The organism is Stagnihabitans lacustris, assembly GCF_025950525.1.
GTDB lineage: Bacteria > Pseudomonadota > Alphaproteobacteria > Rhodobacterales > Rhodobacteraceae > Stagnihabitans.
Genome location: NZ_JAPDGS010000002.1, coordinates 208,001 through 222,964, shown reverse-complemented (window position 1 = coordinate 222,964; position 14,964 = coordinate 208,001). Strand labels below are relative to the sequence as shown.

General features: G+C 65.5%; 7 protein-coding genes. 4 read left to right on the top strand and 3 right to left on the bottom strand.

The window, feature by feature from the left end; all coding sequences use genetic code 11:
* The first annotated feature begins 12 nt into the window (after positions 1–12).
* From NX862_RS05615 to NX862_RS05605, 3 genes are all read left to right on the top strand, one after another.
* Entirely contained in the window at positions 13–1,158 is a 1,146-nt protein-coding gene (locus NX862_RS05615) for a phosphoserine transaminase (protein ID WP_264492901.1), read from the top strand.
* A gap of 81 nt (positions 1,159–1,239) precedes the next feature.
* Positions 1,240–2,835: a phosphoglycerate dehydrogenase gene (gene serA, locus NX862_RS05610; protein WP_264492900.1), complete on the top strand. Its 1,596-nt coding sequence runs from the start codon at positions 1,240–1,242 to the stop codon at positions 2,833–2,835.
* 124 nt (positions 2,836–2,959) lie between these two features.
* Positions 2,960–3,679, top strand: coding sequence for a metallophosphoesterase (locus NX862_RS05605; protein ID WP_264492899.1), 720 nt, complete (start codon positions 2,960–2,962; stop codon positions 3,677–3,679).
* Here NX862_RS05605 and NX862_RS05600 read toward each other — a convergent pair.
* Genes NX862_RS05600 through NX862_RS05590 form a run of 3 tightly spaced genes read right to left on the bottom strand, consistent with a single transcriptional unit; the run spans position 3,676 to position 12,234 of the window.
* Complete coding sequence (locus tag NX862_RS05600; protein WP_264492898.1) at positions 3,676–4,767, bottom strand: MFS transporter; 1,092 nt, start codon at positions 4,765–4,767, stop codon at positions 3,676–3,678. The two genes, NX862_RS05605 and NX862_RS05600, sit on opposite strands and share 4 nt — an antisense overlap.
* 55 nt (positions 4,768–4,822) lie before the next feature.
* Positions 4,823–6,823: a penicillin-binding protein 1C gene (pbpC, locus tag NX862_RS05595; RefSeq protein WP_264492897.1), complete on the bottom strand. Its 2,001-nt coding sequence runs from the start codon at positions 6,821–6,823 to the stop codon at positions 4,823–4,825.
* Positions 6,820–12,234, bottom strand: coding sequence for an alpha-2-macroglobulin family protein (locus tag NX862_RS05590; protein ID WP_264492896.1), 5,415 nt, complete (start codon positions 12,232–12,234; stop codon positions 6,820–6,822). Before NX862_RS05590 ends, pbpC begins: the two co-directional genes overlap by 4 nt.
* Positions 12,235–12,392: 158 nt before the next feature.
* Between NX862_RS05590 and NX862_RS05585 the strand changes: the two genes are divergently transcribed.
* Complete coding sequence (locus NX862_RS05585) at positions 12,393–14,939, top strand: hybrid sensor histidine kinase/response regulator (RefSeq protein WP_264493464.1); 2,547 nt, start codon at positions 12,393–12,395, stop codon at positions 14,937–14,939.
* Positions 14,940–14,964 lie beyond the last annotated feature (25 nt).

The following is a 14,964-nucleotide window of genomic DNA, read 5'->3' as shown; positions in this document are numbered from 1 at the left end:
TGGAAGGCTACCATGAACGATCTGACTTTGCCGGCAACGCGCCCGGCCAACCCGCGTTTCTCCTCGGGCCCCTGCGCGAAAATCCCCCATTATTCGTTGGACATGCTGGCAGACGCGCCCCTTGGCCGCAGCCACCGTGCCGCCGTCGGCAAGGCGAAACTCGCCGAGGCGATCCAACTGACCCGTGAGATCCTGGGCGTTCCGGCGGATTACCGCATCGGCATCGTCCCCGCCTCGGACACCGGCGCCGTGGAAATGGCCATGTGGTCGCTTCTGGGCGCCCGGCCCGTGGAAATGCTGGCCTGGGAAAGCTTTGGCGAGGGCTGGGTGACGGATGTCGTCAAACAGCTGAAGCTGGACGCCAAGGTCAAGATCGCCCCCTATGGCCAGATCGTCGACTTCGCCACCGTCGATTTCGACGCCGACGTGGTCTTCACCTGGAACGGCACGACCTCGGGCTGCCGGTTGCCGGGTGGCGATGCGATCCCGGCGGATCGCGCCGGCCTGACGATCTGCGACGCGACCAGCGCGGCATTTGCCATGGAGCTGCCCTGGGAGAAGCTCGACGTCACCACCTTCTCCTGGCAAAAGGTGCTGGGTGGTGAGGGCGCGCATGGGATGCTGATCCTCTCCCCCCGCGCGGTAGAGCGGTTGGAAAGCTATACGCCGTCCTGGCCCCTGCCGAAGATCTTCCGCCTGACCTCGAAGGGCAAACTGATCGAAGGGATTTTCGTGGGTGAGACGATCAACACGCCCTCGATGCTGGCCAATGAGGATTACCTCGTCGCGCTGAAATGGGCGCAAACCATCGGGGGGCTCAAGGGCCTGGTGGCGCGGGCTTCGGCCAATGCCCAAGCGGTCTGGGACTTCTGCGCGCAGAACCCCTGGCTCAAGAACCTGGCCGAGACGCCCGAGATCGCCTCCACGACCTCGGTCTGTCTGAAGTTCGACGATCCCCGCATCAAGGACCCGGCGACTTTCGCGAAAAACGTGGCCAAGCGGCTGGAAAAGGCGGGAGTTGGCTTCGACCTTGGCGCTTATCGTGACGCGCCGGCGGGTCTGCGCATCTGGTGTGGCTCGACGGTCGAGACTTCGGACGTCCAGGCCCTGATGCCCTGGATCGCCCATGCCTTCCACGCGGAAATCGCCGCGCAATAATCCCATCGGTGCGTGCAAGCACGCACCCTACCCAACCCTGTAGGGTGCGTGATTTCACGCACCGTTTGAAAGGATACCCCAATGGCCCCCCGCGTTCTCGTTTCCGACGAACTTTCCGAAACCGCCGTCCAGATCTTCCGCGACCGTGGCGTTCAGGTCGACTACATGCCGCAACTCGGCAAGGACAAGGACAAGCTGGCCGAGATCATCGGTCAATATGACGGCCTTGCGATCCGCTCGGCCACCAAGGTCACCGACAAGCTGCTGGCCCTTGCCACCAACCTGAAGGTCGTGGGCCGCGCCGGGATCGGTGTCGACAATGTCGATATCCCCGCAGCCTCGAAAAAGGGGGTCATCGTCATGAACACCCCCTTCGGCAACTCGATCACCACGGCCGAACATGCGATTGCGATGATGTTCGCCACCGCCCGCCAGATCCCCGAAGCCAATGCCTCGACCCATGCCGGCAAATGGGAGAAGTCGAAGTTCATGGGCGTGGAGCTGTTCAACAAGACGCTCGGCGTGATCGGCGCGGGCAACATCGGCGGCATCGTCTGCGATCGCGCGGTCGGGCTGAAAATGAAGGTCGTGGCCTATGACCCCTTCCTGTCCGAAGAGCGCGCCAAGGCGCTCGGCGTCACCAAGGTCGAACTGGATGACCTGCTGGCCCGCGCCGATTTCATCACCCTGCATGTCCCCCTGACCGACAAGACCCGCAACATCCTTTCGGCCGAGGCGCTGGCGAAAACCAAGCCCGGCGTCCGCATCATCAACTGCGCCCGGGGTGGCCTGATCGACGAAGCAGCCCTGGCCGAGGCGCTGAAATCCGGCCATGTCGCCGGTGCCGCTTTGGATGTGTTCGAAGTCGAGCCGGCCAAGGAAAACCCGCTTTTCAACCTGCCCAACGTCGTCTGCACCCCCCACCTGGGCGCCGCCACGACCGAGGCGCAGGAAAATGTCGCCCTGCAGGTCGCGGAACAGATGTCCGACTACCTGCTGTCCGGCGCCGTGCAAAACGCGCTGAACATGCCCAACGTCTCCGCCGAAGAGGCTCAGACCATGGGTCCCTGGATCAAACTTGCAGGCCATCTGGGCGCCTTCATCGGCCAGATGACGGATGAGCCGATCCGCGCCATCAACATCCTCTATGATGGCCGCGTGTCCTCGATGAACCTGGCCGCGCTGAACCAATCGGTCATCGCGGGCGTGTTGAAAACGCAGAATCCGGATGTGAACCTGGTTTCCGCGCCCGCCGTGGCCAAGGACAAGGGCATCCAGATCTCGACCACGCGGCAGGATCAGACCGGCACCTTCGACGCCTATATCAAGGTCACGATGGTCACGGACAAGCGTGAACGCTCGGTCGCGGGCACCTGCTTCAGCGATGGCAAACCGCGCTTCATCCAGATCAAGGGCATCAACATCGACGCCGAAATCGGCGAACACATGCTTTACACCACGAACGAGGACGTCCCCGGCATCATCGGCCTTTTGGGCATGACCATGGGCAAGAACAACGTCAACATCGCGAACTTTACCCTTGGCCGCTCTGGCGTGGGCCAAGACGCCATCGCGATCCTGTATCTGGACCAGGCCATCGACCCCAAGGTCATCGACACGCTGGAATCGACTGGCATGTTCTCCCAGGTGAAGGCCCTGCAGTTCGCGGGCGCCTAAGCCCCCGCGCCCTTGCGCTTTCATACTGACACAAATATCTCCGGGGGGTGCGGGGGGCTGGCCCCCCGCTCTTTCCGAAAGACCCGCTCTTTCCGAAAGACCCGCCTTTCTGAAAGACCCGCGCATGATCTACGCCATCGGCGACATCCACGGCCATCTCGGCCTCCTGAAAGCCGCCCATGACCGCATCGCGCGCGACATGGGGCAAAACGGCAAAGCCCCGATCCTGCATCTGGGCGACCTTTGCGACCGGGGGCCGGATTCGAAGGGTGTCATCGAATACCTCCGCCAGGGCATCGAAGACGGCGAAAACTGGATCGTGCTGAAGGGCAACCACGACCGGCTTTTCGCGCAATCCCTGCTGGACCCGGATTGGCGCGACCCGGGGCTTCGGCCGGAACATTCCTGGCTGCATCCCCGGCTTGGCGGCGCGCAAACGCTTGAATCCTATGGCGTCCATGCCCCGCAAGACCGCCCCACCGCCCATGTCCTTGCCGATGCGCGCCAAGCCGTTCCCGCAGCTCACCTGGACTTCCTGACCGCGCGTCCGGACCGGTTCAGCCATGAAGACGCGTGGTTCGTCCATGCCGGCATCCGCCCCGGAGTGGCCCTGGCCCAGCAAGACCAACAGGACCTCGTCTGGATTCGTGAGCCCTTTTTGTCCGACAAGGGCGACCATGGCGCCTTGGTTGTCCATGGCCACACCGCCATCGACCGCGCCACCCACTACGGCAACCGGCTGAACCTGGATTCCTCGGCGGCCTATGGCGGCCCGCTGACCGCCGCGGTGATCGAGGGGCGCCGTGCCTGGGTCCTGACCGACCAGGGCCGCGTCAAGCTTTAGCGCGCCATCCCGCGCCAAGAGGCCAGGGCCGCAAGGGTCGTGGCCCCCATCAGCCCGGCGACCAACCAAAAGAATCCGTGGCTGCCAAGCCCATCCATCGTGCGGGCAAAGACCTGCGGCCCCAGCGTCGCGCCGACCAGCCCGACGCCCAGGATGATCGGCGACACCCTGGGGTCCGCCCCCATCTTGCGCGTCGCGGGCACAAAGGCGCCCTGAAAGAACAGGCCCGCCGAAACGCCCAGCAGCGGAAAGAAAAACGCCGCCGACAGCGTCGCAGCCCCCAGGCCGCAGACCGCAGCCCAAGCCACCGCGATGACATAGACCGCGAAATCCGCCAGTCGATGCGCGAACAGCACCAGCCCCAGCCGCGCCACCAGCGCCGCGATAAAGAACAGCGACAACAGCGTCGCGGCCTTGCCCTCGGACAGGCCCGCCCGGATCAGCGCGCTTGGCCCCAGCCCCGCAAGGCTGGCCTCGCAGGCCACGCCCAGGGCGGCAAAGGCCAGCACCGGCAGGTTCAGCCGCAGCCCACCGGCCTCGGCGCGGCTGACCAGACCGACCTGACCCGCAGGCCCCGACAAGACCCATCCCAGCGCGGAAAGCCCCGCCATCCCCCAGTAAACCGGGCGCAAATCGCCGCCGATCAGGCCAAACAGCCCGGGTGCCGCGATGGCTCCGGCGGAAAAGACCGCATTCAGCATCGACACTTTGGACGGCCCCGTTTGCCCCCAGGACACCAGAAGCCGCGCGTTGAAAACCGCCGCCGACAGCCCATAGCCAAAGCCAAAGACCGCGGCCCCCACCAGGGTCAGCGACCAGTTCGGCGCCACAGCCAGCAGGGCCGAGCCGACAACCATCCCCGACAGCGCCATCCGCGGCGTGACATGTTCGGACACGAAATACATCGTGACCACGCCCGCAAGGCAGGCCAGCCACAGGGCCGACACCAAAAGCCCCGCCGTCGCCGTGGGGATGCCAAACATCCGCTCATAAACCGGGACGGCGGCGCCGGTGATCGCCATGGCGGCGCCAAGGGCCACGAAAGACACGAGGCCCGACAGAAGCAGGGCGAAACGGGGGGAGTTCATGCGCGGTTTCCAGAAGTTGCGCGCCATGGCTAACCCCGGAGGGCGCCGAGGTCAATCAACGCAACCTGACCCGCGTTCGGGCCGACCGGCCTTCGGCGTCGATCACCGTCAGCGTGACGAAGCCGCGCCCCAGATCGGGCAGAATCATCGGCCCTGGCTCCTCTGACCGACCGGCGGGGGCGCCATCGCGCAGCCAAGTATAGGGCGCGGTTCCGCCCTCGACCCGCACCATCAGGCCTTCGGGCAGAAGTTCGACCTCGGCGCCATCGGGGGGAAACGTGACCTTGGGGCTAAGCGTGTCGGTGAAGGCCGCCTGACGGGAGCGGAACTTCTGCAAGGGCTGCGGCAGTTGGCTGGTGGCCAGCATCAGCGTTTCGGGCGGGGCGGGGGGCTGCGGGGCCAACTCGGGTTTCAGCCGGGCAAAGGCCTGGAACAGGACCGGCGCCGCCAGGTCCGCCCCAAAGGCGCCGGGCATCGGCGTGCCATCCGCCCGGCCCATCCAAACGCCCACGACATGCGCGCCGTCAAAGCCAATCGCCCAGGTGTCGCGGTGGCCATAGGACGTGCCGGTCTTGTAGGCCAGCCGGTTCGAGGGCGCGCCGGGCGGAGGGGCAAGGCCTGCAAGGATATCCCCCACCTGCCAGGCCGAAACCGCGGTCAGGACGCGGGCGGCGTCCTGGGTCGGGGCTCCATGGGTCAGGGGGCGGGCGACACCTCCTCTTGCGATGGCGGCATAAAGCTGCACCATATCTTGCAAGGACACGCCAACCCCGCCCAGGGCCACCGCCAGCCCCGGCTGACCAGAGGGCAGGCGGCTGACCATCCCCGCGCGGTCCATGGCCTGCAGCAGTTTCGCGGGCCCCAGCGCCTCGGTGATCATCACCACCGGGATGTTCAGCGACAGTTGAAGCGCATCGCGCAGCCGCACCCAGCCGCGGAACATCCGGTCGAAGTTCTGCGGCCGATAGCCCGCGAAATCGGTGGGCTTGTCCTCGATCAGGGTTTCGGGATGGCCAAGGCCCTCGTCGAAGGCCAGGCCATAGACCAGCGGTTTCAGCGTCGATCCCGGGCTGCGCAGCGCCTGGGTCATGTCGATGAAGCCCAGGGATTCGTTGCCGTAACCGGCGGACCCGACCGAAGCGAGGATCTCTCCGGTCGCATGATCCGCCACCAGGATCGCCACCTGCATCCGCTCGCCCTTGGGCACCGAGGCCGCGGCCAACCGCTCCAACGCGGCCTGAAGCGTGGCGTCAATCGTGGTCTGACGGCCCCCCTCGGCGATGACGCGGTCGGCCAGATGCGGGGCCAGCATGGGAAAGGGACGGCGCGCGGCGGGGACCTGTTCGGTCCGCGCGGCCTGCGCCTGATCCGCGTCAATCAGCCCATCGCCCAGGGCGCGGTCCAGCACGCGGGCGCGGGCCTGTTCCGCCGCCTTGGGGTGACGGTCGGGACGCCGCGCCTCGGGGCTTTGCGGGATGGCCACCAGAAGCGCCGCTTCGGCCGGGGTCAGGCGGCGCGGCTCTTTGCCGAAATACAGGATAGAGGCCGCGCGGATGCCCTCGACATTGCCGCCATAGGGGGCAAGTGTCAGATAAAGCTGAAGGATTTCACCCTTGCTCAGCCGGGCTTCCAAAGCCCAGGCCAGCCGCACCTGGCGCAGTTTTCCGGCCCATTGCCCGGTGCCTGACCCCTCCAGTAACCGCGCCACCTGCATCGTCAGGGTCGACCCGCCCGAGACGACGCGGCCATTCCACAGGGCCTGGCCCAAGGCCCGGGTCAGCGCCGCGTAATCCACGCCGTGATGATCGTAGAACCCCTTGTCCTCATAGGTCAAAAGCAGGTCGGTAAAGAAGGGATCGACCGCGCCCGGCGACAGCCGCCACAGCCCGTCGCCCACCTGATAGGCGCGCAGAAGCGTGCCATCCCGGGCCAGAACCTCGGCCCCTGTGGCAATGGAAAGGGGTGGCAGCACGGTGGCCGCCACCCAATCATCGACCCAGTCCCGGCCCAAAGCCGCAAGCCAAAGGCAAGCGACCAGGGCCGCGAGCCACCTCACGGTTGGACCGTCACCCGGGCCTGATCGCTATGGGCGTTCAGGTCGGGGCGATACATGTCCTCGACGCTTGCGGCAGGCTGGTGGAAGGTGCCCGGAGACACCGCGCGCACCACATAGGCCAGGCGGAAGCTGGAGTTGTCCATCCGGTCGATCGCGGTCAGGAAGCGGTCCTGGCGGAACTCGGAATGGGCGACCTCACCCGCCAGATCCAGGAAGGACAGGTCCGAAACCGCCCCACCCGAGATCAGGTTGGGGTTGTCGATCTCGAACCCTGCGGGAAGCGGGTCGTTGACCATCAACCGCGCCTCGCCGCGACCAAAGGGCGTCACCTCCAGCACCACGACGACGCGGTCACCGATCTTGGACCCATCCAAAGCCGCGGGTTCCCCCTTCATCGTGTAATAGCTGCGCGTGATCGCATAGCCATTGCCGCCAGCCTTGACGGGGTCCGAGGGCACGCCAAAGGTCGTGACCGTCACCGTCGTATCCTTGGCGGTTTGAACAACCACCGGATCGCCCAGACCCTGATCCAGCACCTTGACCAACGGGCCATCCGCCGCCGCACCGTTCAGGGTGATGCCCGTGTCAGGCGCGGTGATCAGCGCATTGGCGGCCAGCAGCGTCCAGGTCGCCTCTTGCGTCGAAAGCGTGCCTTGGGTGGCGATGCGCGAGGTCAGCGCCTCGACATCCACGGCCTTTGACCCCGCCTCGACCGCCAGCGTCAGCACCGCCGCCGCATCCCGGTGCGCGGTGCCATAATCGGCGCGCCAAAGCTGCTCGGTTCCGGTGTCCTGCCCCAAGGCCGAGACCGCGCGGGCAAACATCGCATCCGCCCGCGGTTGGTCGCCATACATCGCCAAGGCCGCGCCCAACTGCGCCATCGCCGTCGGCGTGGCAAAGGCATCGCCCTTCTGGTCGGCATAATAACGCAGATCGCCCACCGCCGCCGCCCCTTCGCGGGCCAGAACCATCAGCGCATAGGCCAAAGGCTCGCCGCCCAGGTCAAAGTCGGCGAAGTAGTTGACCTGGTTCCTCAGGTTATCCAAGGCCATGCGGAAGGCCTGGTCCGGCACCTGCAGCCCCTGGACGCGTGCCCGGGACAGGAAGTCGGTGACATAGGCGTCCAGCCACATATCCCCCGAAGACGGCCCCCAAAGCCCGAAGGCCCCGTTGGCGTCCTGATTGGTCAGAACCTCGGTCACGGCCTGTTGCACGCGGCCGCGGATATCCGACCCTTGGGCCAAGTTCATCGCCTGCGCCACCTGGTCGAAATACAACAGCGGCAAGGCCTTGGAGGTGATCTGCTCGGTGCAGCCATAGGGATAGGCGTCCAAAGCCGCCAGAACCCCGGGCGCATTCAGCCGCGCCAAGGGACCCACCGACATCACCGCCCGGCCAGAGCCCGGCATCAGCCCGGCAAAGACATTGTCGTCAAAGGTAAAGCTCTGGCCCTTGGCAAGGTCCAGCCGCGTCACCGTCGGGACCTCCGGGTCGTTGATCTGCACCGGCAGACGCAGGGTCTTGGTCAACACGCGGCCATCGGGCGTCGTCAGGGCGACCTCGATGACCTGGGTCCCGGTGGGGCCCGCCGTCACCGGAATCTCAAGGCTTGCCTTGGCGCCTTGGGCCAGGTCGACCTCGGCAGGCACAGCCCCCAGCGTCACACCCGAAGATGTCACCGACAGCGCCATCTTGCCCGCGGGCCCCTCGGCATGGACCAGCTCCAGCAGCAGCCGGCTTTGATCCCCCGGCGTCAGGAAGCGCGGCAGCGAGGCCGTCACCACGACCGGATCGCGGATCACCACATCGGCCTGGGCCTGACCGATCCCGCGCTTGGACCAGGTCACAGCCATGACCTTGACCGTGCCGTTAAAGGCCGGAATGTCGAAACTCGCATGGGCGCGGCCATCCTCGCCAACCACCAAAGGCCCAGAGAAGAAGGCCACCAGTTCCTCCGTCGGCGGCGGGGCTTTCAGCCGCGCATTGGCCCCGGCATCCCCGCCCGACCGAACCGAGCCTTCGGCCCCGTTCATCCCGTCGATCAACCGGCCATAGAGGTCGCGCAGCCCCACGCCCAGCTTGCGCTGACCGAAGTAATGCGCCTGCGGATCGGGCGCCTGATAGCCGGTCAGGTTCAGGATGCCCTGATCCACCGCCGCCAGCGTGACATAGGCCGTTTCGCCCGCCTCGACGCCCTCCACCTTGACAGCGATATCAAGGGGCGCACGCGGAGCGGCCTTGGTGGCGACCTCGATGGTCGCCTCCAAGGCACGTGTGCCCGGGTCGATCTTGGCATAGGCCAGGCCCAGCGCACGCGCCGGGTTGCGCCCCGCCGCCACATCCATCGGACGCAGCACGGTCGCCGTCACATAGGCCCCGGTTCCCCAGTCATCCGTCACCGGCACCGGGATCACGTTTTCCCCGGCCACAACATCCTGTTCCAGGGTCGAAATCACCCCATTCGACAGCACCGTCACCAGGGCACGCCCCGCCGCCTTGGGCTCGATCCGCAGGTTGGCGGTTTCGCCCACCGCATAGGCGGGCTTGTCCAGCGACAGGGTCAGTGCATCGGGCGTATCCGTCCCTGCGCCCGACCCATACCAACCGGCATAGAAGCTCACCGTGGTCAGGGCCTTTTCGCCATCGGTGCGCGACACCGCCAGCTCATATTCGCCCCAGGTCACGGGGGCCGCGATATCGGTGGCCGCCGAAAGGTCCACCTCGCCGCCGCCGACTTTTTCGCGCCGTGTCACCGGCTCCCAATACCAGGAGCCCTCGGTTTGATACCACTGATAGTCGGTCTCGATCCGGGTCAGGCTCCACGATGCCTTCAGGGCCGCCGCCTTGCCATCCGTCCCCACGCCCACCAACGAAAACCGGGCCTCGGAATTCTCGGCCACAACCTGATCGAACAGCGGCTTGACGCCGATCATCGCGGCAGAGGGCATCAGCGGCTGGGTCAACCGACGTTCCACCGGACGGCCAGAGCCTTCCGCCACCCGCACCGCTACCAGGGCTTGCAGGGGGATGCCCGGGTCCTCGACCGAGGGCAGGGCGACCGAGACCATGGCCTTGCCCGCCTCATCCGTCCGCTCATCGGCGAACGACGTCACTTGGGTGGAAAAGTCGCTGTCCCAACGGCCAAAGCGATAACCGTCCCAGCCCGCAAGCCCCTCGGCGCGCTGCAACAAAAGCTCGCCCTCGATGGCAAGGTCGGCACCGACGGCGCCGAACAGATACCGCGCCTCGACGCCCACTTGCGCGGTGTCACCGATCCGCAGGGCCTCTTCCCCGGCAGTCAGGGTAAAGTCGATGCGTTCGGGCAGGAAATCCTCGACCAGGAAAGTCTTCGACGCCAAAGCCGGCGCGTCCAGGTCGCTGTAGACATCCATCCGCCACTGGCCGCGCGGCGCAGCACCCGCGACGGGGAAGTCGAACACATGGCCGCCCGCACCGGCATCTTCGGCCACGGCGCGGACATATTCCACGCCATCGGGACGGATCAGGATCGCGGTCAGGGGCAGGCCCTCGATCGCGGCCTGCTTGGCATCGCGCGACAGGGCCACGGCATGAACCGTTTCCCCCGCACGATAGGCGCCGCGGTCGGTATAGACAAAGACATCAACCGGAGGCGCCGCCGGATTGCCCTCGACGCCACGGTCCGAAAGGTCGAACTCCGGATCGGTCAGCGACAAAAAGGCCTCGTCGCCCTCGGCGCTGGCCACGACCAGCGCGGGCGCCGCCGAACCCGTGCCCCGCGTCAGGCCCGGTTCAAAGACCGCGCGGCCCGTGTCATCCGTCGCAACCGTCGCCAGCACCTCATTGGCCACCGACAGCAATTGCACCGACACGCCCGCGCGCGGCTGCGCATCGCCCAGGCCATGCACGAACACCGACATCCCATCAACGCCGGAATAGCTGGAGATCCCAAGGTCGGAAATCACGAACCATTGCCAGGCGGCGGGCACTTGCCAGGCCTCTTTCCCCGGAACCGAGGCGCGCAGGGCATAGATACCGGCAGGCTGACCCTTGATCGCCTCGTCCAGCGGAAGGCGGGTCGTCACGTCCTTGTTCACGTCCTGGGCCACCAGACCCACGCCCTCCCAGACCTTCGATGCCAGCTGTTCCTGGAAGTCATATTCCTGATAGTCATAGATCGGCTGATCGAAATAGCCGTTCTGCATGGCACGCAGAAGGTTGCGGTCGGTGACTTTCCAGACCTGCAGGTCGACTTCCTTCAGGTTCACCGTCACCACCGGGATCGAGGCCACCCCGGTCCGCGGCAGCACATAGCCGCGCCCCGAAAAGCGCACCCCGGCATCGCGGTCGCGGACATAGGCGGTGATTTCGGTGTCTTGCGCCAGGACCTCTCCGCCCGCCGAGGGCAGGCCCTTGCGGAAGGTCAGCGTATAGCGTTCGCCGTAAGCAATCCCCTCGACGCACAGCTGGTTGGTGCCGTCGACGGCCACCGACATGCCCGCATCCGGCAGCTGAACAAAGGGCGCGTAATCGACGCCCGACACCGCCAGCTGTTCGGAAAACACCGCGCAGAGGCGGGGCCGGTCGGTGCGGGTCTGGGTCTGGTTTTCCGTGATGCGGAAGCCGTATTTGCCGATGGCATCTTCCAGCATCGCCGCCGTATCGTCGCGGGACTGCAGGCTTTGCGCCATCCGCAGCGCCTTGACCATGTCGGAGCCGCGGCCATTGGCCTCCAGCGCCTGACCCATCTGCACCAGGATCGTGTGTTGCAGCGCCTTGTTGTCCGACCGCAGCCAGGCGTTCAGGCTGGCCGCATAGGCGTCGGCGTTCAGAACATAGGCGTTGTTCGTGTCATTCTGGGCCGCCAGCAGCAAGCGGCGGGCATATTCCGACCAGACAGCCGCCGAATCGTCCAGGTTCAGCGCCGCGCCGGTAAAGCGCCAGGCCGCGTTGAAATCCCCCTCACCCTCGGAGGCAGAGGCGCTGTTCAGGTGGTCTTCGGCGGTGAAGGGCCCGGTCACATGGCGGTCGGCCATGCCCGCGGCCAGATAGGTCGCCTGCGGCCAATCCCATTCGGGCACGAATTTCAGCTCGGGCTGGCGGGCGCGGGCCAGGGCCTCGGCGCCTTTGTCGGCCTCGATCACATATCCGGCATAAGCGCCCTGAAACGCCTCTGGCTCGTTGCCCGTCGACTTCAGGAAGCACGAGGCATTGGTGCCGTTGAACACCAGGGCCTGACACGAGGTGTTGGCCAGACAGGCGCGCTCACAGGTTGCAAGGTCGGTGTCAAAGATCGAGGACAGATCACCGCCCGGAAGATCGAAGTTTTCCAACAAGGTAAGGCGGCGGGCCGGGATCAGGTCCTCGGCGGCGACCGGGGCCGCAAAGAGGGTGACAGCCAGGGCAAGCGCCCGCAAGATCAGGCCACGCATGGAAAAACACCTCCGCAAATGTTGGCCCTTCATGGCATGGCCTGCCCCCTTGCGGCAAATGATTTCGCGTTAAGATAGGATTCACCGAAACCGTTCATTTTGTCCCTGAACAGCTGCCCGAAATGGGTGGTTCGGGGTTGGCGCAGAACGGGCACGGGATGGAACTGGTCGAAAAACTGGCGCAGGAGAGGCGGGCCCGCCTTGCGGCAGAACGACTGCTGGAGCAACGCTCACGCGAGCTGTTTGCCGCCAATGAGAAATTGGGGCTGCATGCCCGCTCCCTGTCCGATCAGATCGTCCAGCAAAGGGATATCGCGCAATCCGCCGTGTCCGAGGCAGAGCATCTGAAACAGCAGCAAAGCCGCTATATCCAGGATCTTGACCGCGCCCATTCCCATGCGGTCATGGCAGAACGGCGGCTGTGGGATTCGATCAACACGATCCAGGACGGGTTCGCCGTCTATGATTCGGACCTGCGGCTGGTGGCGGCCAATGGCGCGGCGCTGCGCCCCTATGACGGTCTGCCCGTGGCGCCCGGCATCACATATGGCCAGCAGATGCGGCTTTTGGCCGAACATGGTCGGATCGAGCTTGCGGGACGGTCGGTCGATGACTTCACCGAGGCCATGATGGCCGCGCTGGACTCCAACCCGATCGAGCCCGTCACCTTGCAATTTTCGAACGGAACCTGGTTCCGCTTCGTCAACCGTCGCGCCCGGGATGGCGATCTTGTCTCCCTGGGCATCAACATCACCGAACAAATGCGCATCTGGGCCGCGATCGAAGCGATCCCCGATGGCTTTGTGCTTTTCGACCGGGAGGATCGGCTCTTGACCTGCAACCAGCGGTTCCGCGACATCTTTTCCTTGGCCTCGCCCGTGATCAAACCGGGCGTCACCTTTGAAGAGATCCTGCAATACGGCCTGTCAAAGGGCCAGTTCGACGTCGAAGAGGGCCGCGAGGCCGAATGGCTGTCCGAACGCATGGCCCAGCACCGCGCGCCCGATGGCCCGCATGAACACCGCCTGGGCGATGGCCGCTGGATCAGGGGCCAGGACCATCCGACGCCGGATGGCGGCCGCGTGGGTCTGCGCATGGACATCACCCCGCAAAAAGAGGCCGAAGAGGCCTTGCACGCCGCGCGTGAGGCCGCGGAATCGGCCAATCGGGCGAAGTCGTCCTTCCTGGCCAACATGTCCCACGAGATTCGCACGCCGATGAACGGTGTCGTGGGCATGGCGGAACTCTTGTGTGACACGACGCTGAACCCCGAACAAAGGTTGTTTGCCGAGACGATAAGGTCCTCGGGCGAGGCGCTTTTGGTCATCATCAACGACATCCTGGATTATTCCAAGATCGAGGCCGAACGGCTGACGCTGTATCCGGAACCCTTTGATCTGGAACGCACAATCCACGAGGTTGCAATGCTGTTGCAGCCCAAGGCGCGGGCCAAGGGCATCGACCTGATGATCGACTTCGACATGTTCTTGCCCACCAGGTTCATCGGCGATCCGGGGCGGCTGCGTCAGGTTCTGACCAACCTGGTCGGCAATGCGGTGAAGTTCACCGAAAAGGGCCATGTGCTGATCCGCGTGGTGGGAATTGAAAGCGAACCCGGCCGTCAGCAACTGCATGTCACGGTCGAGGATACCGGCATCGGCATCGCGCCCGAGCATCTGGATCACATCTTTGGCGAGTTCAATCAGGTCGAATCCGAGGCCAACCGCAAGTTCGAGGGCACGGGGCTGGGTCTGGCGATCACCAGGCGGCTGATTGAACGGATGGACGGCGCGGTCTGGGTCGATTCAGACCCCGGCAAGGGCAGCTGTTTCGGCTTCCGCGTCACCCTGCCCATGGCCGAGGACGCGGTGATCCCGCATCTGCCGATTGCGCTGCGCCGGGTGCTGGCGGTCGATGACGTCTTTATCAACCGCACCATCATCGAGCGGCAATTGGCACCTTGCGGGGTTCAGGTCTCGCTGTGTCGGTCGGGGGCGGATGCGCTGGACCTTCTGTCGCGCGACAGCGATTTCGACGCGATCCTGACCGACCACACCATGCCAGAGATGGACGGCCTGACCCTGGCCGCCCGCATCCGCGCCATGGGCCTGACCATGCCCATCGTGCTGTTGTCCTCGAACCCTACGCTGGCCCGCGATGGGGCGGATACCTTTGCCGCCATCCTGCAAAAGCCGATCCTGCGGTCGGAACTTTACCGTCAGCTGCAGGAACTGGGCGGGGTGATGCCCCTGCGCGTGCCCGTGGCGCCGCCGGTCGTGCCCTCGCGGTCGATGCGGATTCTGACGGCAGAGGACAACCGGACGAACCAGCTGGTGTTTCAAAAGATGGTCAAAGAGGTCGACATCGAACTGGTCTTTGCCAACAATGGCCGCGAGGCGGTGGAGCTGTTCCAGAGCTTTCGGCCCGACCTGATCTTCATGGATATCTCGATGCCCGAGATGGACGGCCGCGACGCCGCCCGCGCCATCCGCGCGCTGGAGGCCGGGCAAAGCCACCTGCCCATCGTCGCCCTGACCGCCCATGCGATGGATGGCGACGCAGAGGGTATTTTGGCCGCGGGCATTGACCGTTACATGACCAAACCCCTGCGCCGGGCCGCGATTCTGGGGGTCATGGCCGAATTCTGCCCCCCCGAAGCGCGCCCCTTCCACCTTGAGGAGCCCGAGGCGATGACGGGGACATGACTCCCCGAGCCGCACTGCGGCAGCA